Source organism: Amycolatopsis sp. TNS106 (assembly GCF_019330265.1).
Taxonomy (GTDB): domain Bacteria; phylum Actinomycetota; class Actinomycetes; order Mycobacteriales; family Pseudonocardiaceae; genus Amycolatopsis; species Amycolatopsis lurida.
Map to the genome: position 1 here is coordinate 2,562,949 of NZ_CP024972.1, position 18,075 is coordinate 2,581,023.

At 70.9% G+C, this 18,075-nt stretch carries 19 protein-coding genes; 6 read left to right on the forward strand and 13 right to left on the reverse strand.

All coding sequences use genetic code 11. The features are described from left to right. Positions 1–31: 31 nt before the first annotated feature. From CVV72_RS11540 to CVV72_RS11550, 3 genes are all read left to right on the forward strand, one after another. Positions 32–394: a BlaI/MecI/CopY family transcriptional regulator gene (locus CVV72_RS11540; protein ID WP_034306262.1), complete on the forward strand. Its 363-nt coding sequence runs from the start codon at positions 32–34 to the stop codon at positions 392–394. Continuing rightward, positions 391–1,299 carry a M56 family metallopeptidase gene (locus CVV72_RS11545; protein ID WP_219152430.1) on the forward strand — a complete coding sequence of 303 codons (909 nt, stop codon included), beginning with the start codon at positions 391–393 and terminating at the stop codon, positions 1,297–1,299. The genes CVV72_RS11540 and CVV72_RS11545 overlap by 4 nt, the downstream gene beginning before the upstream one ends. A gap of 318 nt (positions 1,300–1,617) precedes the next feature. Next, positions 1,618–2,712 carry a S1 family peptidase gene (locus CVV72_RS11550; RefSeq protein WP_219152431.1) on the forward strand — a complete coding sequence of 365 codons (1,095 nt, stop codon included), beginning with the start codon at positions 1,618–1,620 and terminating at the stop codon, positions 2,710–2,712. On the opposite strand, the gene CVV72_RS11555 is transcribed toward CVV72_RS11550, so the two are convergent. The 5 genes from CVV72_RS11555 to CVV72_RS11575 form a co-directional block, all read right to left on the reverse strand. Next, complete coding sequence (locus CVV72_RS11555) at positions 2,685–3,113, reverse strand: hypothetical protein (protein ID WP_219152432.1); 429 nt, start codon at positions 3,111–3,113, stop codon at positions 2,685–2,687. The genes CVV72_RS11550 and CVV72_RS11555 overlap by 28 nt on opposite strands. Before the next feature lie 402 nt (positions 3,114–3,515). Then, the gene (locus CVV72_RS11560; protein ID WP_219152433.1) at positions 3,516–4,622 is read right to left on the reverse strand and encodes a VanZ family protein; all 1,107 of its coding nucleotides are present in this window, start codon (positions 4,620–4,622) and stop codon (positions 3,516–3,518) included. Beyond that, positions 4,615–4,908 (reverse strand): hypothetical protein, encoded by a 294-nt coding sequence (locus tag CVV72_RS11565; RefSeq protein WP_219152434.1) that lies wholly within the window; start codon positions 4,906–4,908, stop codon positions 4,615–4,617. Before CVV72_RS11565 ends, CVV72_RS11560 begins: the two co-directional genes overlap by 8 nt. A gap of 95 nt (positions 4,909–5,003) precedes the next feature. Continuing rightward, positions 5,004–5,168, reverse strand: a complete 165-nt coding sequence (locus CVV72_RS11570) for a hypothetical protein (RefSeq protein ID WP_219152435.1) — start codon at positions 5,166–5,168, stop codon at positions 5,004–5,006. A 79-nt stretch (positions 5,169–5,247) separates the two neighbouring features. Beyond that, on the reverse strand, positions 5,248–6,174 hold the full coding sequence (locus CVV72_RS11575) for a MurR/RpiR family transcriptional regulator (protein WP_219152436.1): 927 nt from the start codon (positions 6,172–6,174) through the stop codon (positions 5,248–5,250). Positions 6,175–6,318: 144 nt separating this feature from the next. Between CVV72_RS11575 and CVV72_RS11580 the strand changes: the two genes are divergently transcribed. Genes CVV72_RS11580 through CVV72_RS11590 form a run of 3 tightly spaced genes read left to right on the forward strand, consistent with a single transcriptional unit; the run spans position 6,319 to position 9,358 of the window. Beyond that, positions 6,319–7,710 (forward strand): MFS transporter, encoded by a 1,392-nt coding sequence (locus CVV72_RS11580; RefSeq protein WP_219152437.1) that lies wholly within the window; start codon positions 6,319–6,321, stop codon positions 7,708–7,710. Then, the gene (locus tag CVV72_RS11585; RefSeq protein WP_219152438.1) at positions 7,707–8,147 is read left to right on the forward strand and encodes a GAF domain-containing protein; all 441 of its coding nucleotides are present in this window, start codon (positions 7,707–7,709) and stop codon (positions 8,145–8,147) included. Before CVV72_RS11580 ends, CVV72_RS11585 begins: the two co-directional genes overlap by 4 nt. Then, positions 8,144–9,358, forward strand: coding sequence for an amidohydrolase family protein (locus tag CVV72_RS11590; protein WP_219152439.1), 1,215 nt, complete (start codon positions 8,144–8,146; stop codon positions 9,356–9,358). The genes CVV72_RS11585 and CVV72_RS11590 overlap by 4 nt, the downstream gene beginning before the upstream one ends. Positions 9,359–9,419: 61 nt before the next feature. Here CVV72_RS11590 and CVV72_RS11595 read toward each other — a convergent pair whose 3' ends face one another. The 8 genes from CVV72_RS11595 to CVV72_RS11630 form a co-directional block, all read right to left on the reverse strand. Continuing rightward, positions 9,420–10,790, reverse strand: a complete 1,371-nt coding sequence (locus tag CVV72_RS11595) for an aldehyde dehydrogenase (NADP(+)) (RefSeq protein WP_255632635.1) — start codon at positions 10,788–10,790, stop codon at positions 9,420–9,422. 95 nt (positions 10,791–10,885) lie between these two features. Continuing rightward, positions 10,886–11,887, reverse strand: coding sequence for a proline racemase family protein (locus CVV72_RS11600; protein ID WP_219152440.1), 1,002 nt, complete (start codon positions 11,885–11,887; stop codon positions 10,886–10,888). Then, a complete protein-coding gene (locus CVV72_RS11605; RefSeq protein ID WP_219152441.1) occupies positions 11,888–12,799 on the reverse strand; it encodes a dihydrodipicolinate synthase family protein in 912 nt (303 codons plus the stop codon). Next, a complete protein-coding gene (locus CVV72_RS11610; RefSeq protein WP_255632636.1) occupies positions 12,796–14,157 on the reverse strand; it encodes an NAD(P)/FAD-dependent oxidoreductase in 1,362 nt (453 codons plus the stop codon). The genes CVV72_RS11605 and CVV72_RS11610 overlap by 4 nt, the downstream gene beginning before the upstream one ends. Next, positions 14,154–14,462 carry a (2Fe-2S)-binding protein gene (locus CVV72_RS11615; RefSeq protein ID WP_219152443.1) on the reverse strand — a complete coding sequence of 103 codons (309 nt, stop codon included), beginning with the start codon at positions 14,460–14,462 and terminating at the stop codon, positions 14,154–14,156. The genes CVV72_RS11610 and CVV72_RS11615 overlap by 4 nt, the downstream gene beginning before the upstream one ends. Beyond that, a complete protein-coding gene (locus tag CVV72_RS11620; protein ID WP_219152444.1) occupies positions 14,459–15,631 on the reverse strand; it encodes an FAD-binding oxidoreductase in 1,173 nt (390 codons plus the stop codon). Before CVV72_RS11620 ends, CVV72_RS11615 begins: the two co-directional genes overlap by 4 nt. 78 nt (positions 15,632–15,709) lie before the next feature. Beyond that, complete coding sequence (locus tag CVV72_RS11625; RefSeq protein WP_219152445.1) at positions 15,710–16,309, reverse strand: helix-turn-helix domain-containing protein; 600 nt, start codon at positions 16,307–16,309, stop codon at positions 15,710–15,712. 311 nt (positions 16,310–16,620) lie between these two features. Beyond that, the gene (locus tag CVV72_RS11630; protein ID WP_219152446.1) at positions 16,621–18,036 is read right to left on the reverse strand and encodes an aminopeptidase P family protein; all 1,416 of its coding nucleotides are present in this window, start codon (positions 18,034–18,036) and stop codon (positions 16,621–16,623) included. Positions 18,037–18,075 lie beyond the last annotated feature (39 nt).

Genomic DNA, 18,075 nt, shown 5'->3' on the forward strand with positions numbered 1-18,075 from the left:
GCGGCACAGTATCCTTCCCGGCGGAGGTGTCATGCAACGGCTGGGCGAGCTCGAAGCGTCGGTGATGGACGTGCTCTGGGACGCGGCGGAACCCTTGCGGGTGCGCCAGGTGCTCGAGGCGATCAACCGGGATCGCGACCTCGCCTACACCACGGTGATGACGGTGCTGGACAACCTGCACCGCAAGGAATGGGTCGAGCGCGAAATGGAGAATCGCGCGTACCGCTATCGCGCGGTGGCGACCCGTGAGGAGGCCACCGCGCAAAGCCTGCGCGAACTTCTCGACGCCTCGGAGGACCGGGAATCGGTGCTGTTGCATTTCGCGCGCTCGGTCACCGAAGAGGAGTCGGACATCCTGCGGCGGGCCCTGCGACGGAAGCCCGGCAAGCGATGATCCTGGCGGCGGTGCTCCTGTTCGGCGTGGTGGTGGTCGGCTGGTGCTCGCCCCGGCTGCTCGGCAGGCTGACCGTCGGCGGGATCACTCCCGGCACGGCACTCGCGTGGTGGCTGCTGACCGCGCTCGGCGTCCTCGTCGGCACCCTCGGCGCCGTCCTGCTTCTCGTCCTGCCGGACCACGGGCCCGCCAGGGCCATCACCCGGCTGCTTCACGAGTGCTGGGCGGCCGTCGGCCACAGCGGTCTTCCCGGCCTCGATCCGCTCGCCGGCACCTTCGCGGGCACCGCGGTCGCGATCGCGGCGGCCCGCCTCGCCGTGTCGACCGCGCGGCGCCGGAAACACAGCACGCTGCTGCACCGGCGCCATCTCGACGTGCTCCGGCTGTCCGGCGCCCGGCCGGGGCTCACGCTGTGGCTGCCCGACGAGCGTCCGATCGCCTACAGCCTCGGCGGCCGCGACGGCCTGATCGTGGCGAGCCACGGCCTGGCGGGCAGGCTCTCTCCCCTCGAACTCGACGCGGTGCTGGCCCACGAACGCGCTCATCTGCGCGGAAGGCACCACCTTCTGGCCGGCTGCGCCGAAACCCTCGGCCGCGTACTGCGGTTCGTCCCGCTCATGCGCGAACTCCCCGGCGCGGTCCGGTTGCTCGTCGAACTGGCCGCCGACCGGGCGGCCGCGACCGGGCACGGGCCGGAGACCGTGCGGTCGGCGCTGCTGTCGATCCATGCCGCCGGCGGCGACGACACCGCGCTCCGGCTGCGCTGGCTGGCCCGGCACGCGAGCGGCCCGGCGCGATTCCCGGAACGGGTGCGCGCCGTCGCGGGCGGAGCACTGGCGCTGTTCGCGGCGCCCGTGCTCACCGTCGGCCTGATGTTCACGGCGGGCCTCGTTTCCTGCTGGTGAGAGAAACGCGTTCGTCACCGATGCGGGCGAATGGGTTCAGCGCGGACACCATCAGGTGATCTGCTGTTTCCGGTCAGGAAAGTCCCTTTCCCGAACGGGCGTATGAACGTCGCAGAGTGTCGTTCGCCGGTCGGCGGAATGGGGACGGCAAATCGTGCAATCCCCACTCACACGAGTGAGGAGCCGCCCTTCCGCTGAGCCGGAAAGGCGAATTCCCGGCGCTACTCAAATGGCGGCATTCGACGGGTGGGCCCCTGTCGTAACGTCGATCAAGAAGCGCTTCCCCGCAACGATTTCCGTGCACTCATGGAGGTTTTCGTGATTCGACGTCCTCTGCGCACCCTGACCGTCCTGATCGGCGCCGCCGCAGCCGTCACCGCTTTCGCGTCACCCGTTTCCGCGGCGGCCTCGGTGCTGAACGAAGCGGCGGGCCCGGCCTCGGTGGCCGCCGCCCAGCAGAAACTCGGCACCTCGCTCGGCACCGCGTTCGCCGGTTCCTGGCTGGACACCACGACCGGCGACCTGATGGTCGGCACCACCGACGCGAGCCGGTCTTCCCACATCCGCGCCGCGGGCGCGATCCCGAAAGTGCTCAGGCACAGCGCCACCGACCTGAAGCGGATCCAGTCCACATTGGACAACAGAACCGCGGGCCTGCCCGGCTCGGTCGCCGGCTGGTACGTGGACGTGCCGTCGAACGACGTCGTGGTCAGTGTGGTGGGCGGCGATCCCGCCGGTCTGGCGTGGGCCACTTCCGCCGGGGTCCCGGTCCGGGTGGAACACGTGAAGAGCGCGCCGCGGCCCTTGTGGAGCGTGATCGGCGGGCAAGGCCTGTACTTCAGCGGTGGTGCCTGTTCGGTCGGCTTCAACGCCTATGACGACGACGATCATTACGTGATCACCGCCGGCCACTGCACCGAACTCGGCGGCACCGTGCGCGGCGTCGGCGGCACGATCGGCAAGGTCGCGAGGTCTTCCTTCCCCGGCAACGACTACGGGACGGTCAAGGTGACGCAGTCCGACGTCTCGACCCCGCCCCGGGTCGACCGGTACGAGGACGGTTCCGACGTGCGGATCGAGGGGGCCGACGTGGTCGGTGTCGGCGGCCGGGTCTGCCGGTCCGGGATCACCACCCACTGGCACTGCGGGCGGGTCGAAGCGCTGAACCAGACGGTGAACTACGGCAACGGGAACATCGTGCGAGGCCTCACCCAGACCGACGCCTGCGCCGAACCCGGCGACTCCGGCGGCTCGTTCGTCAGCCGGCCCTCGTCGGGCTCCGGCACGAAACTCGTGCAGGCACAGGGCATGACCTCGGGCGGCTCCGGTGACTGCGACGAAGGCGGCACCACGTTCTTCCAGCCCGTCAAGGAGGTGCTCGACCGCTACGACCTGACGCTCGAAAAGGACTGATCTCCCGCGGCGAGGGGCGGCCGGCCCACCGGCCGCCCCTTGATCAGGACGGCGAGTTCGCCCGCCTCGGCGGCCAGGGTCTCGATCTCGGCCCAGCGGCGGCGGACCCGCTCGTGATCGGCCACCAGCGTGCCGGAAACCATGCCCAGTAACAGATTCGCGTCCGTCCCGACCTCCGCCAGCCGCAGGAAGGGACGGCGATCCTCCTCGGTGCCCGCGCCGTGCTCCGCCGCCCATTCACGGGCTCGCAACCCGGCGTCATGGCAGGCGTCGACGAGGAGGCTCCGGATCTCGTCCGGCCGGTTCCCCGGGCGCGCGGGAGGTTTCCCCGTCAGCGGAAAGATGTTCCAGGCCACCGACAGCAGGCAGTCGGCCACTTCGTCCATCGTCTCCACGTCCACCGGGCGAGTGTTCCGGCACCGGCGCACTGCCAGGCGCAATGACGCGCGGGACGGGCAGGGTCGACCCGATCGGGTGGCGCCCCCAGGCCGGGTCTCGTGAGTCCCCGCGGGTTCTGGAGGTGTGTCGCGAAAGCCACTTTCGGGACACCAGACGTCTCGAAAGTGGCTTTCGCGACACGCTCGCCGGAGCGGTACCGGCGATGTCACGTGATTGGACGGACGACACGCGTGACTGGATGGACGACACGACCACAGCCAGGCCCCGCCACGAGCCGTCCGCCGGATCACACGTGTCGTCCAGCTGATCACGCGTGTCGTCCGTCCAATCACGCGAGTCGTCCAGCTGATCACGCGAAAGCGCCATTCCGTGCACCTGCAGTAGGCACTTACGACACCCTGGCCCTAACCGTCCTTACCACTCACGAGGCTCGGCTCGGCCAAGTCGTCGGGGGTCCGCGCGTCGGCAATTCGCAGGCCGGCGATGAGACCGGACAGTCCCTGGTGACCCTCGGGCCGGAAGGCGAGGATCCCGCTGGCGAAGAACAACAGGTTCGCCAGCGGCTCGAACCCGCTGTTGGCCACCGACGCCAGGGTGAGCAGCGTGAAGTACCCGCCGGAGCCGGCCAGGAACCGCACGGCCATCCGCCACAGGGCGGGCTTCCCGCCATCCGGGCCGACGGGGCGCAGCAACACGACCCGCTGGCCGAAGCTGGCGCCGTTGCCCGCGACGGGAACGACGAACACCAGGAGCAGCGCCGGCAGGAAGGTGCCGATCAGCGCGGTCACCACGGTGTTCGGTTCGCCGGCGAGCAGGGTCGTCACGATGCCGACGGTGGTGCCGAGCAGGATGACCGACACGACGTCGACGGCCATCCCGAGCAGCCGGCGGCGCGTGGTGACCGGCCGCGGCGTTCCCGGCGGCGCGGACGGCTCGTTCCCCGGCAGCAGCCGCAACAATGGGGCGAGGCCGAAACCGACGGCGGCACCGAGGGTGTTGGTCAGCAGATCGTCGACGTCGGCCAGGCGGTACGGGCACTCGAACAGGAACCAGACCCCGGTCAGCTGCGTGCACTCGATGAACAGCGAGACCGCGAAGCCGATCGCGACGGTGGCGGCGAAACCGCGCCGGAAGAGATGCCGCACGAACATCCCCAGCGGCACGAACAGGGCGACGTTGAACACCGCCTGCTGGACGGCGGGATTGCGCAGGAACGCCCGCAGACCGTCGCCGGTCTGTTCGCGGCGGATGTCGGCGACGAACTGGAACGGGCGCAGCTGCAGGTGACCGGCCGCGTGTCCGGCGCAGGTGGTCGTCTCCGGGATGGGAAGCAACGTGTACGTCCACAGGGACATGGCATAGACCAGGAACCCGAACACCAGCAGGACCCGCCAGAGCCCCAGCTCTCCGCGGCGCCGGTAACTCGCGGCGATGTACGGGACGGCCAGGAGGCCCGCGAGCACGCATCCCGCGAACACCGCGATGACCGCGGAGATGGTCGGATCAGTCACTCGCGGAAGTTAACAACGCGCGCTCCGGCGCACCCGTCACGCCACCTGGCCGGGTGACGGCGAGCGCTCGCTGTTGCGCGAGCGCGGCGATGGCGAAGGTCAGATGGACGACGACCCAGTTGCGGTCTTCGCGGTGGATCCGCTGCAACAGGTCGAGGGTGGCGTCCCCAGGACTGCGGCCCTGACGGCAGGCGTCGATGAACGCCTGGGTCAGGTCGTCGACGTTCCTTCGGAACTCAGCGAACGCGTCGACGGGTTGAGAACTGGGGCAAAGATCCACGGTCACGTCACAGAGCGTTTCATAGCGCGACACAAAGTTACGAATCGGCGCAGCCCGAATCACTCACGTGAGGCAGGACGGGCACGGATATGTGCTCTGCGTCACGCCGACGCCAGCCTGGAGGGCATCGGGCGTTCCCGTTCGGCCGCCTTCGCCCGGCGGGTGACCGGGAAGCGCTGATCGAGTTCGACCAGTAGCGGGGTCGCCGCCATCAGCACCAGAAGGGCGAGCCCGGCGTAAGCGCCCAGAGTCGCGATGATCGTCATTTCGGCCTCCTCGGTCCCCTGCCGCCTGTTCCGGCGGCCTGGAACCAGGATCGCCTCCGGGCGGGGGCCGTCGGATCGGTCATCCGGCGGAGACGCCTCGACCGGTCGGCCTTTTCGGCACTGTCCGATCGGCCGACCCAGGGCGGCGGTGCAGCAGGTCGAACCGCGACCACATGGCCTCGGCCGCCTCGATGGACTCGCCGGTGCGGACGGGATCGACGGCGGCGAGTTGCGCGACGATCGCCTGCACCAGGCTCATCCCCGCGGTCAGCGACGGGAAGAAGGTCACACCCTCGGCGGGCACCATCAGCACCTGTTCGACCGCGCCCGCCAGCGCGGGACTGGCCGCGTCGGTGATGGCGAAGGCACGCGCGCCCCTGGCCTTGGCCTCGTTCGCGGCGAGCACCGTGCTTTCGTACAGGCGCCAGAAACTGATCGCGATGAGCACGTCCTCGGAGGTCAGTTTCGCCGTGGCGTTGGCGAGTTCGGCGTCGCCCGCCGTGATCGCGTGGACGTCGTAGCCGGCGAGCCGGGCGTTGTGGGCGAACGCGATCCCGACCGCGGCGTAGCTGCCGTCGGCGATCACGACCGTGCGTCGCGCCCCGGCGACGGCCTCCGCGACGTTGCGGATCTCGTCCTCGGCCACGCGCCGGTTGAGCAGAGCGAGGCTGTCGAGGTCGCGGCGCAGCGACGCCGAACCCGGCGAGTCGACGTCCCGGTGTTCCTCGGCCACCTGCGGCGCGCTCAGCGACGACATGTACCGCGCCCGCAACTCCTGCTGCAGCGCCGGCCATCCGGCGAAACCCAGCGCCTGCGCCGTCCGGGTGACGGTGGCGACGTTGACCCCGGCGAGCTGGGCGAGTTCGGCCGTCGAGCCGAACGACGCGCGGCGCGGTTGCGAGACCAGCACTTCGAGCACGGCGGCCGCCTTCGGCCGCAGGCCGCGCTCCGGTGTGCGATCCCGAAGCCACGCCTCGAAACCGTCGTCGGTTCCCGTCCCTGTCACGCGCACCCTCCCTCGACGGCGTCACGGTAACGCATCGTGCCCGGCGGACCACTTGCAACAACCATTGCAGTTTTATCGAAACGCAGTATACGTTGTCCGCACTCTCCTGACTCCTCGTCGCCCGAACCACGGAAGGCGTTCCCCATGACGCTTCTGGCACGACTGGACCGGCTCCCGCTGAGCCGTCCCCATTACAAACTCCTGATGATCGGCGGGCTCGGCTACACCTTCGACGGGATGGACTCCGCCGTCGTCGCCTTCCTCCTGCCGAGCGCGAAAGCCGTCTGGGGCCTGGACAACGGCCAGCTCGGGCTGATCGGTTCGGCGACGCCGTTCGGCTTCCTCTTCGGCGCGATCGCCGCCGGGCTCCTGGGCGACCGCATCGGCCGCAAGAAGGTCATGATGTACGCGCTGGCCTTCTACGCGGTGTTCTCGGTGGTCGCCGCCTTCTCCCCCAACTACGAGGTCTTCCTGGGTGCCCGGGTGCTGGCCGGGGCCGGTGCGGGGGCCGAAAGCGCCATCATCGCGCCGTTCCTGTCGGAGTTCGTCCCCGCCAAACGCCGCGGCTGGTTCGTGGGCGCGCTGGCCGGGTTCTTCTCGTTCGGGTTCGTGATGGCCGCGCTGATCGGCCGGTTCGTCGTCCCGACGGTGCCGGAAGGCTGGCGGGTGGCGCAGCTGATCACCGCGCTGCCGATCGTCATGCTGCTCTGGTGGCGCCGCTCGCTGCCGGAATCACCGAGGTTCCTGGTCGCGAACGGACGTAACGCCGAGGCGGAGAAGATCGTCGCGAAGCTGGAACGGGACGTCGAAAAGGCGACGGGGAAACCACTTCCCGCCGTCGCCGAGGCCGAGGCGCAGCCCGCGACGGAGACCCCCAAGGTCAATCTCCTCAGCGCGCTCAAGTTCTTGTGGAGCCCGGCGATGGCGCGCCGCACCGCGGTGATCTGGACCGTGTGGTTCGTGATCACGTTCTCCTACTACGGCTTCTTCTCCTGGATCCCGACGCTGCTCGTCGAGCGCGGCATCACGGTGACCAAGAGCTTCGAGTTCTCCATCATCATCTACCTCGCCCAGATCCCCGGATACTTCTCCGCCGCGTGGCTGTCGGAACGGCTCGACCGCAAGCACACCATCGCGTTGTACCTCGCGGGCTCCGCGGTGAGCGCGTTCTGGCTGAGCCAGATGGACGCCCCGTGGTCGATCACCCTCGCCGGGGCGGTGCTGTCGTTCTTCCTCAACGGCACCTACGCCGGCGTGTACTCCTACACCCCCGAGGTGTTCCCGACCTGGATCCGCGCCAGCGGGACCGGGCTGTCCAGCGCGTTCGGCCGGGTGGGCAGCATCCTCGCCCCGACGATCATCGGCCTGTCCGCGGCGAGCCTCGGCTTCGCCGGCGTCTTCGGCATGACCACCGCCGTCCTGGTGGCCGGGGTGGTGGTCGTAGTCGTGTTCGGCCTGTCCACCGCCGGCCGCTCACTCGAAGAACTGACCGAACACGGCGCGCCCGTGAAGACCGCCAAGGAGATGACCAAGTGACCGTGTCACTGTCCACTGTGGAGGACAAGACCCGAGCCACGATCGGCGTACGGCTGTTCACCGTGCTGGCCTGGCTGCCGGAACGGCGGGCACTGCGCCGGGTGCACAGCAGCCATCCGGTCGAGTACCCGGTCGGCGGCGAGAAGACCGTCGAGGTGGCCGCCGGGTGGCTGGAGCGGTGCATCACCGGCCAGGAGCCCTATTTCGGGCCGGACAGCGCGGCGGTGCGGGAGATCTTCACCGACCACGAACTCATCGACCGGCTCGGCTGCGGCGCGGTGATCAACGTGCCGGTGGTGGACGGCGGCCGCACGCTCGGCGTCCTCAACCTCCTCGACGCCGAAGGCAGTTACGACGAGGATTCCGTCACGGCGGCCCGTTCACTGGCACCGTTGGCGGCCCCGGCCCTGCGCGAACTCCTGGAGGAGACCCGATGAACGGATCGCTGCTGCTGCGCAACGCCCGTCTGCTCGACCCGGTCAAGGGCGAGTACACCGAGGGAGACCTCCGCTGCGCCGACGGCCGGATCGTCGAGATCGGCGACGGGCTCACCGCGGGCGACGCACGGACCGAGGACCTGCGCGGCGCGTTCGTGCTGCCCGGACTGATCGACGCCCACGTGCACGTCACCGCGTCGACCGCGGATCTCGGGTCACTGCCCGCGTCGTCACCTTCCTACGTGGCCGCGCACAGTGCCCGCACCATGAGCCGGATGCTGGACCGGGGCTTCACGACGGTCCGTGACGCCTCCGGCGCCGACTACGGCCTCGCCGACGCGCAGGCCGAGGGCTTGTTCCGCGGCCCGCGGCTGCTGTTCTGCGGACGCGCGCTGAGCCAGACCGGCGGGCACGGCGACAGCCGGACGCGCGGCGCCAACGCCAGCGACGATCACCCGTGCTGCGCCGGTCTCGGCCGGGTCGCCGACGGGGTCGACGCGGTCCGCGCCGCGGCGCGCGACGAACTGCGCAAGGGAGCGCACCACATCAAGGTGATGGCCTCCGGTGGCGTCGCGTCCCCCACCGATCGGATCGACTCGACGCAGTACTCCGCCGAGGAGTTGCGCGCCATCGTCGAGGAGGCGGAAGCGGCCAACCGTTACGTGGCCGCACACGCCTACACCGCCCGCGCGGTGAACCGCGCGCTGGAACTGGGCGTGCGGTCGATCGAACACGGCAACCTGATCGACGACCGCAGTGTCGAACTGTTCCTCCGGCACGACGCGTACCTCGTGCCCACCCTGGTCACGTACTGGGCGCTGAAGGAGGAAGGGCGCGAGCACGGGCTGCCGGAATCCAGCTGGCGCAAGGTCGACGAGGTGCTCGGCGCGGGCATGGCCGCACTCGAAAAGGCCGCCGGAGGCGGCGTGAAACTCGTGTACGGCAGCGATCTGCTCGGCGGGATGCACCGGCACCAGAACCACGAGTTCCGGCTGCGCGGCGAGGTCCAGTCCGCGCTGGAGGTGGTCCGCTCCGCGACGTCGACGGCGGCCGACCTGCTGAACCTGACCGGCGAGATCGGCACGCTGGCGCCGGGCGCGCACGCGGACCTGCTCGTCGTCGACCGGGATCCGCTGGAGGACATCGGCGTCCTGGCCGAGCCGGAGAAGTTCCGGCACATCGTGCAGGGCGGGACCGTGGTCTCCCCCTGACGCAATTCGTCACCTACTTGCGACGCCGTCCTCTCGCAAGCAGGTGACGAATCGCGCGGGGTCAGGAGATGCGCTGCGGGACGTCCCACGGGTTGTCGTCCCGCAGCGGTTCCGGCAGCAGGTGCGACGGCCAGTCCTGATAGGACACCGGCCGCAGGAAACGGTCCACCGCCGCGGTCCCGACCGAGGTCGACGCCGGTGACGTCGTCGCCGGGAACGGTCCGCCGTGCTGTATCGCGGCGGTCACCGCGACCCCGGTCGGCCAGCCGCCCCACAGGATCCGACCGCTGCGGTCGGCCAGCACCGGGCGCAGCGCCTCGACGTCGGGGGCTTCCTCGGGAAGTGCGTGCACGGTCGTCGTGAGCTGGCCGGGCAGGGCAGCCAGCACCGGCAGGACATCGTGAAGACGCGAGTACCGCACCACCACGCCCAGCGGGCCGAAGCACTCTTCGGCGGCTTCCGGCACGAAGTCCTCCAGGTCGACTTCGAGCAGGTGGGCGCCGGGTCCCCGGACGACCTCGCGCATGCCGGGGATCGCGGCCAGCCGTACCGCGCCGGTCCGGAAACCCGACGCGATGCGGTCGTTCAAGAACGGCGCGGCCGGGACCTCGCGCAACCGTTCGGCGACGCGATCCACGAACGGGCTTTCCGACGGCACGAACACCAGTCCGGGATTCGTGCAGAACTGGCCGTTGCCCAGCGTCAGCGAACCGGCGTAGCCCGCCGCCAGTTCCTCCGCCCGCGAGCGTGCCGCGCCGGGCAGGACGATCACCGGGTTGACGCTGCCGAGCTCACCGTGGAACGGGATCGGGACCGGCCGCTCGGCCGCGATCCGCGCCAGCGCGAGCCCACCCGGCACCGATCCGGTGAACGCGGAGGCCGCGATCGCCGGATGACGCAACGCCTCCACGCCGGCGGCTTCTCCTTCGACGAGGCTCAGGAGCGCGCCCCAGCGGCCGAGAGCCTCCACGACGACAGCCGCCGTCCTGCGGGACAACTCCGGATGTCCGGGATGGGCCTTGACCACCACCGGGCATCCGGCCACCCACGCCGACGCGGTGTCCCCGCCCGCCACGCTGAACGCGAACGGGAAATTGCTCGCGGCGAACACCAGGACCGGGCCGACCGCGGTGCGGTACCGGCGCAGCTCCGGCCGGGGGCCGGGCGGCCAGGACGGATCGGGCCGGTCGATCCGGACGTCGTAGTACGAGCCGCTTTCGGCCGCGAGCAGCCTCAGCTGGAACGTCGTGCGGGCCAGTTCGCCGGTCAGCCGCTTCGTCCCCAGCCGGGTCTCGGCGTCGGCGACCTCGATCAGGGACGGACCGGCCGCGTCCAGCGCGTCGGCCACGCCGGTGAGCACCGCCGTGCGCGTCTTCGGGTCGGTCGCGGCCCAGGCGCCGGCGATCTCCGCCGCGCTCTCGATCTGCTTCATGCTTCCTTCCTCTCCGAGTTCCGGGATCCGATCAGCGGGTACACCAGGCCGAACACCGTCCGGAGCGCGTCGCGAAAGGCCTTTCACGGACCCGTTCAGAGGACGAAGCCCGCGGGGAACGGGTCGTCCGGGTCGAGCAGGTAGGTGGCGTTGCCGGTGATCCAGGCCCGTCCGGAGAACTCCGGCACCACGGCGGGGACACCGCCGACGGTGGTCTCGGCGACGAGTTCGCCGGTGAACGTGGTGCCGATGAACGAGCTGTTCTCGAAGGGCGTGTGCAACGGCAGCTCGCCGCGGGCGTGGAGCTGGGCCATCCGGGCCGAAGTGCCGGTGCCGCAGGGCGACCGGTCGAACCAGCCCGGATGGATCGCCATCGCGTTCCGCGAAGCCCGGGCATCCGACCCCGGAGCGAGGAACTGGACGTGTTTGCAGCCGCCGATCAGCGGATCGGCGGGATGCTTCGGCGGGCGCTGATCGTTGATCGCCGCCATGATGTCCAGCCCCGCGGCGAGGATCCGGTCCTTCTCCGCCCGGTCGAACGGGATGTCCACTTGGGACAGTTCGAGGATGGCGTAGAAGTTTCCACCGTAGGCCAGGTCGTAACGCACCTCGCCGAAGCCGGGCACCTCGACGACGGCGTCTCGCTCGGTGAGGAAGGACGCGACGTTGCGAAGTTTGACGCGGACCGCGCGGCCGTCCCGGACCTCGACCTCGGCGTGCACGAGCCCGGCCGGGGTGTCCAGGCGTACGACGGTCTTCGGTTCGGTCACCTCGACCATGCCGGTCTCCACCAGCACGGTCGCCACGCCGATCGTGCCGTGCCCGCACATCGGCAGGCAGCCGGACACCTCGATGTACACCACGCCCCAGTCGGCGTCCGGCCGGGCGGGCGGCTGCAGGATCGCGCCGCTCATCGCCGAATGGCCGCGCGGCTCGTTCATCAGGAACTGCCGCAGATGGTCCAGGTGCTCCATGAAGTACCGGCGGCGTTCGGCCATCGTGTCACCGGGGATGACGCCGACCCCGCCGGTCACCACCCGGGTCGGCATGCCCTCGGTATGCGAATCGACGGCGGTGATCGACCGGATCGACCGCACCTACGCCACCCCCAGCGAGGCGAGCGCGCGGCGCATGTCGGCGGTGACCTGCTCGCGGTGTTCCCCGGTCAGCGGCCCCCGCGGCGGACGGCACGGCCCGCCGTAGCGGCCGACGAGGTCCATCCCGAGTTTGATCGCCTGGACGAACTCGGTGCGCGAGTCCCAGCGGAAAGCGGCCACCAGCGGCTCGTAGAGCGCCCTGGCCTCTTCGAGTTTCCCGGACCGCGCCAGGTCGAACAGGCGCACCGACTCGGCGGGGAACACGTTGGGGAACCCGGCGAACCAGCCTGTCGCGCCCATCAGCAGGCTTTCCAGCACGACGTCGTCGGCGCCGCTGATCACGTCCAGCCCCGGCGCCTGTTCGCGGATCTCCAGCACCCGCCGGACGTCGCCGGAGAACTCCTTGACCGCGACCACGTTGTCGATCCGCGCGATCTCGGCGAGCAGGGCGGGCGTGAGGTCGACCTTGGTGTCGATGGGGTTGTTGTAGACCATCACCGGCAGCCCGACCGACGCCACCGCTTCGAAATGGGCGAGCACCTCGCCGCGGTTCGCCCGGTACATCGTGGGTGGCAGGCACAGCAGGCCATCCGCGCCGTCCTCGGCGGCGACCTCGGCCCAGTACTTGGCCTGGTGCGATCCGGGGCCGTGCACGCCGACGACGACGATCCCGTCCTCACCGACGGTTTCGATCGCGGTGCGGGCGACGCGACGGCGTTCCTCGTCGGTCAGCGACGAGTATTCGCCGAGCGAGCCGTTCGGGCCGACGCCCCGGCAACCGTTGTCGACCAGCCACCGGCAGTGCGCGGCGTAGGCGTCGTAGTCCACGGCCAGCCCGGCGGGGGCCGAAGCGTCCGCCCGGTACGGGAGGGCGGTCGCGACGACGACGCCACAGAGGTCGGGGGTGCTCATTCAGGGTCTCCTTCGGTTCGGGCGGCGAGTTCGCCCAGCCGGATCGGCTGGACGATCGGGCGGTGGTGCCGTTCGGTGCCACCGCAGAGTTCGGACACGGTCGGCCCGCAGACGCGGCCCTGGCACGGGCCGAGGCCGGCCCGGGTGCCGAGTTTCACCGCGTGCGAGCCGGGACGGGCCGGGTCCTCGGCCGCACGCGTCAAGGCGCCGTACGTGGTTTCCTCGCAGCGGCAGATGATCGTGTCTTCGCGCAGCCAGCTTCGCCAGGCCGCACCGATCGGATGGGCCGTGGCGAGGCGTCCGGCGAAGGTGAGAGCACGGTCTCGAGCGCGGATCAGCTCCCGTGACGGCTCGCCCCCGGCGGCGGCGCATCCGGCCACCGCTCCCTCGGCCGCGGCGGTGACCGCGCCGCCTATCCCGGTGATCTCTCCCGCGGCGAAGACACCGTCCACTGTGGTCCGTTGCGCGGCGTCGACCCGGACGAAACCGTCGTCCAGGACGCAGCCCGCGGCGACCGCGAGTTCCGGCTGTGGGACGAAGCCGTGCCCGACGCAGACCGCGTCGACCTCGTACGTCCGCTCGGTGCCGGGGACGATCGACCAGTCGGCGCGGACCCGCGCGGTCACGACCTCGCGGACGCGGTCCGCCCCGCGAGCCTCGATCACGGCCCGTCCCAGCCGGTACGGGACCCGGTGCCGGGCCAGCGTCGCGGCGTATCGAGCCAGTTCACCGGTCTTCCCGGCGTGGGCGGCCAGGCGCCACGGCCGGGACGACCATCCTTTCCGGACGGTCGAGAACGGGTTCGCCTCCAGGACCGCGACCACCTCGGCCCCGACGCCCAGCAACGATTCCGCGACCGGCAACAGGAACGGCCCGGCCCCGGCGACGAGGACCCGTTCGCCGATCGCGACCCGTTCCCCCTTCGCCAGCGCCTGGGCCGCGCCCGCGGTGTACACGCCGGGCAGCTCCCAGCCGGGGAACGGCAGCGTGCGGTCGTGCGCGCCGGTCGCCAGGATCAGCGCGTCCGGGGCGAGGGTCAGCCGCCGACGTCCCTTTCCGTCGGACTGCCCGCGCAGGACGTGCACCGTCTTCTCCGCGCGGTCGAACGCCCACACGGTGGAGCCGGGCCACCATCGGCACCGCGGATGCGAGAGCACCCGGCGCCGCCGGTCGAACTCCGCCCGGCCGTGCCGGCCCCGCTCCGGGCGCCGCGCCGCGTACGCCTCGGGGAGCATCCGGTGGAACTGGCCGCCGGGGGTCTCCGCCTGGTCCAGCACCGTGACCTGCGCACCGGCCCGCAACGCGTGCTCGGCCGCCGCGAGCCCGGCGGGCCCGGCACCGACGATCACCACGTTCACGCCGTCTCCTCCCGGGACTGCGTGTGGATCTCGTCCCCGTCGGCGGCCGGGCGGCGGCACGCGCGGACATCGGGCACGCCGTTGACCGTGAGCAGGCAGTCGAAGCACGCGCCGATACCGCAGAACACGCCGCGGGGTGCGCCGGAACGCGTGGTGCGCCAGGAGACCCGGCCCGCGGCGAGCAGGATTCCCGCCACGCTCTGCCCGGCGATCCCGGTCAGGGTCTCGCCGTCGACGGTGATCCGGATCGGCCGGTCGGTGCGGCCCACCGGATCGCGATCGCGCGGCAGCAGCCGTCCGCTCATGCGGCCACCTCCGCCAGAACGGCCGGACGGTCCACAGTGAACTCTTCGACCGGCATCGCGGTCTCCGCCCCGGTGAGCAGTTCCCGCAGCAACCGAGCGGTGCCGACGCTCAGGCCGATCCCGGCGCCCTCGTGCCCGGTGGCGTGCCAGAGATTCCCCAGCCGCGGATCCTCTCCGAGCACCGGGAGGTGATCATCGACGTAGGGCCGGAAGCCGCCGTATGCGCGCATGATCGCGGCGTCGGCGAGCGCCGGGAACAGCCGCAGTGCCTTGACTGCGATGGCGCTCAGCACGTCGGGGCGGATCGCGTCGTCGAAATCCACCCGGCGGCGTGACGAGCCGATCAGCACGGTGCCACCCCAGGTCGACTCGACGACGGCGGAGGTCTGCAGCGCACTCGAATCGGCGCCGACCGCACCGACGTAATCGGCGTCGTAGACCTTGTGCCGCACGACACCGGGCATCGGGGTGGTCACCAGCACCTCGCCTCGGCGGGGGCGGACCGCGATCGGGGCGCCGAGACGCTCCGACACCTGACCGGCCCAGGGGCCCGCGGCGTTCACGACGACGTCGGCCTCGATGACCTCGCCGGGCACGCGGACGCCGGTGATCCGTCCGTTGTGGACGGTCGCGCCGACGACCTCGGTATCGGAGCGCAACCGCGCGCCGTGCCGCACCGCGGAGCCCAGCAGGGCCAGGGCCGCGCCCGCGGGCTGGACCTGCGCGTCCTCCGGGTAGTGGAACGCCGCGGTCACCTCGCGGGTCAGCGCGGGCTCCGCTTCGGCGGCTTCCTCCAGGGACAACGGTTCCGCGCGGACACCGGTCTGCGACGCGGCGAACGCGGCGAGGGTGCGCGCTCCGTCGTCCGTGGTGGCGACGACGATGCCGCCCTTGGGGTCGTATTCGATCACCGAAGCGGCGCGCGCGTCCTCGTCGGCGATCTCGGCGACCACCTGTGGCCACAACGCGATCGAAAGCTTCGCGAGTTCGAGTTCCGCGCCGGGCCCCTTGTCGGAGACGAGGATGTTGCCCTCACCGTGCGACGTGGTTCCCCCGCCGGGACGGCCGCGCTCCACGACCACGACGTCGAAGCCCGCCCGGCTCAGCTCACGAGCGCACGCGGCGCCGATGATGCCCGCGCCGAGAACGACCACGCGCGTTCGGTTCATCGACCCTCCAGCGTTCGGTAAAGCGAACGATCGGAGCGTAGGTTCCACCCTGGAGGGGTGTCAACACCTCGGGCGCGGTCAGCCCTTCAGCACCGGATGCGGCCTGCCGTCGAGCCGCTCGTCGGCGCGGTACTGCAACAGGAGGACCGAGTGCACCGGCCCCTCCGGCGCGGTGTAGCAATGCGGCTCACGGGCGTCGAAGGCGACGTAATCCCCCGGGCCGACCTCGACGCTGCGGCCCGCCACCTCGACCAGCAACGATCCGGTCTGCACGATGGTGTGCTCAACCCCGACATGCCCTTGCGAACGCTGTGGCGCGTCCCCGCGCACCACCTGGTCGTACACCTCGAAGACGCCGTCGCCGGTCTCGATCCGCCGCAGCGGCCGGAGATCCACTCCCTCGCCGCTGAGCACCTCGACGTCGGCGCCGCGCACCACGGTGAGCGCACCGCCCGCCCGGTGGTCCAGCAGGTCCGAGATCGCCACCTCCAGCACCCTGGACAGGCTGAACACAGTCTCGATGGTCGGATTGCCGCCGCCGGACTCCAGTTGCGACAGCGTCGCCTTGCCGATGCCCGACCGCCGCGAAAGCTCCGACAGCGAGATACCCCTCGCCGCCCTGGCCGCGCGCAGGTTGACCGCCAGCATGTCCCGGATCGAGGGCGTCTCGTCCTCCACCGCTTCTCCCCTGTCGTTCGTCAAACCGTACGACCTCGTTCGCTTTGCCGATCGAGTTCGCGGACATCATGACACGCCTCACGACGCGTTTCGAGGGGATGACGGTCATTGAGGGGTAAGGCGAACGTGTCGTGGCGCGAAGCCGATCACACACCGATTGTCCACAAAGGATGCTCGCCCGGTTCTGTGTCCGGTTCGGGAGCCATGTGCGGTGGGTCGTGAGTGGTAATGGTCGTTCTAACGCTCTTTATCACTCACGACCCCACCACCAAAAGGCGCGAACACCCCCTGCCTTACTCCTCGTCCGTCCTTCAGCCCCTGGCTGCCTGGACCCAGGCGGTGATCTCGTCGGCGGTGGCGGGGAAACCGCCGGACAGCAGGTCGTACCCGGACCCGGTGACCACGAGGTCGTCCTCGATCCGCACGCCGAGGCCGCGCAGCTCCGGCGGCACGGTGCGGTCGCCGGCGTGGAAGTACAGGCCGGGCTCCACCGCCAGCGCCATCCCCTCGGCGAGCGTGCCCTCGCGGTACGTGGACGGATGGGCGGCGGCGCAGTCGTGGACGTCCAGCCCGAGGAAATGGCCGGTACCGCAGACGATGTACCGCCGATGCTGCTGCCCGTCCGGCGACAGCGCTTCGTCCACCGACACCGGGAGCAGGCCCCAATCGTGCAACCCCTCCGCGAGCACGCGCAGCGCCGTCGCCTGGAACGCGCCGTAGTCCTGGCCGGGACGGACCTCGCCCAGCGCCGCGACGTGTGCCTTGTGCACGAGGTCGTAGACGTCGCGCTGCGCCACGGTGAACTCTCCGCCGACCGGGAAGGTCCGCGTGATGTCGGCCGTGTACAAGGAATCCACTTCGACGCCGGCGTCCAGCAGCAGGAGACTGTCCTCGGTCACCTGCCCGTCGCAGCGCGTCCAGTGCAGGATCGGCGCGTGCGGCCCGGCCGCCACGATGGAGGTGTAGCCGGGGCCGGTTCCCTCGGTGCGGGCACGGCGGTCGAAGGTGCCCTGAAGCCAGCGTTCCCCGCCACCGCGGACCGCCTCGGGAAGCGCGGCCAGCACGTCGGCGAACCCGAGGGCGGTGGCGTCGACGGCGGCACGCAACTGGCCGATCTCCCAGTCGTCCTTGATCCGGCGGAGTTCCGCGAGGACCGTCCGGAGCCGTTCGCTGTGGCCGAAGCCGTACGCGTCGAGCGCCGGATCGACCCCGGCGCCGACCAGGAAGCTCGGATTCCGCCCGCGCAAGCCATGCGGGAGGTCCTCCAGCGGACGGCACTCGATGCCGAGCGTGCGCCCGTACGCGGCCGGTCCGGCGGCGGAGCCGACCCACAGCGGGCTGGTGTCGGCGTCGCCCACGAAGTCGGGCTCGTGCGCCTCGGCCGGTCGCGGGACGTACAGCGTCGCGTGGTGACTGTCCCCCGCCGGGGTCATCACGAGGATCGCGCCCTCCCGCTGGCATCCGGTCAGCCAGACGAAGTCGCTGTCCGCGCGGAAGCCGTGGAAGGTGTCGTTCGACCGCACCACCGCCCGGCCCGCGGCGAGCGCGATCCGCTGACCGGGAAGTTCCGCCGAGAGCCTGCCGCGATGCGCGGCCGCCGCCTCGGCGGTGCCGGGCGGCACGTCGACGGTGTCGTCGGCGGGCTCCCAGCCGTCGCTGATCCAGTTCCGGAATCCCTTGGCGGCCAGCAGCGCGCGCAGATCCGGCCGGGTTCGGTCGCCGGTCATCGGCTCCCCTTTCAGGTAGTCACGGTTCTGGCCGCACCT

Excerpts from the sequence above, each read along its gene's own strand:
- CVV72_RS11540 (WP_034306262.1), top strand. The coding sequence starts at position 32 with ATGCAACGGCTGGGCGAGCTCGAAGCGTCGGTGATGGACGTGCTCTGG.
- CVV72_RS11545 (WP_219152430.1), top strand. The coding sequence starts at position 391 with ATGATCCTGGCGGCGGTGCTCCTGTTCGGCGTGGTGGTGGTCGGCTGG.
- CVV72_RS11570 (WP_219152435.1), bottom strand. The coding sequence starts at position 5,168 with ATGACGATCATCGCGACTCTGGGCGCTTACGCCGGGCTCGCCCTTCTG.
- CVV72_RS11580 (WP_219152437.1), top strand. The coding sequence starts at position 6,319 with ATGACGCTTCTGGCACGACTGGACCGGCTCCCGCTGAGCCGTCCCCAT.
- CVV72_RS11590 (WP_219152439.1), top strand. The coding sequence starts at position 8,144 with ATGAACGGATCGCTGCTGCTGCGCAACGCCCGTCTGCTCGACCCGGTC.
- CVV72_RS11595 (WP_255632635.1), bottom strand. The coding sequence starts at position 10,790 with ATGAAGCAGATCGAGAGCGCGGCGGAGATCGCCGGCGCCTGGGCCGCG.
- CVV72_RS11605 (WP_219152441.1), bottom strand. The coding sequence starts at position 12,799 with ATGAGCACCCCCGACCTCTGTGGCGTCGTCGTCGCGACCGCCCTCCCG.
- CVV72_RS11615 (WP_219152443.1), bottom strand. The coding sequence starts at position 14,462 with ATGAGCGGACGGCTGCTGCCGCGCGATCGCGATCCGGTGGGCCGCACC.
- CVV72_RS11620 (WP_219152444.1), bottom strand. The coding sequence starts at position 15,631 with ATGAACCGAACGCGCGTGGTCGTTCTCGGCGCGGGCATCATCGGCGCC.
- CVV72_RS11630 (WP_219152446.1), bottom strand. The coding sequence starts at position 18,036 with ATGACCGGCGACCGAACCCGGCCGGATCTGCGCGCGCTGCTGGCCGCC.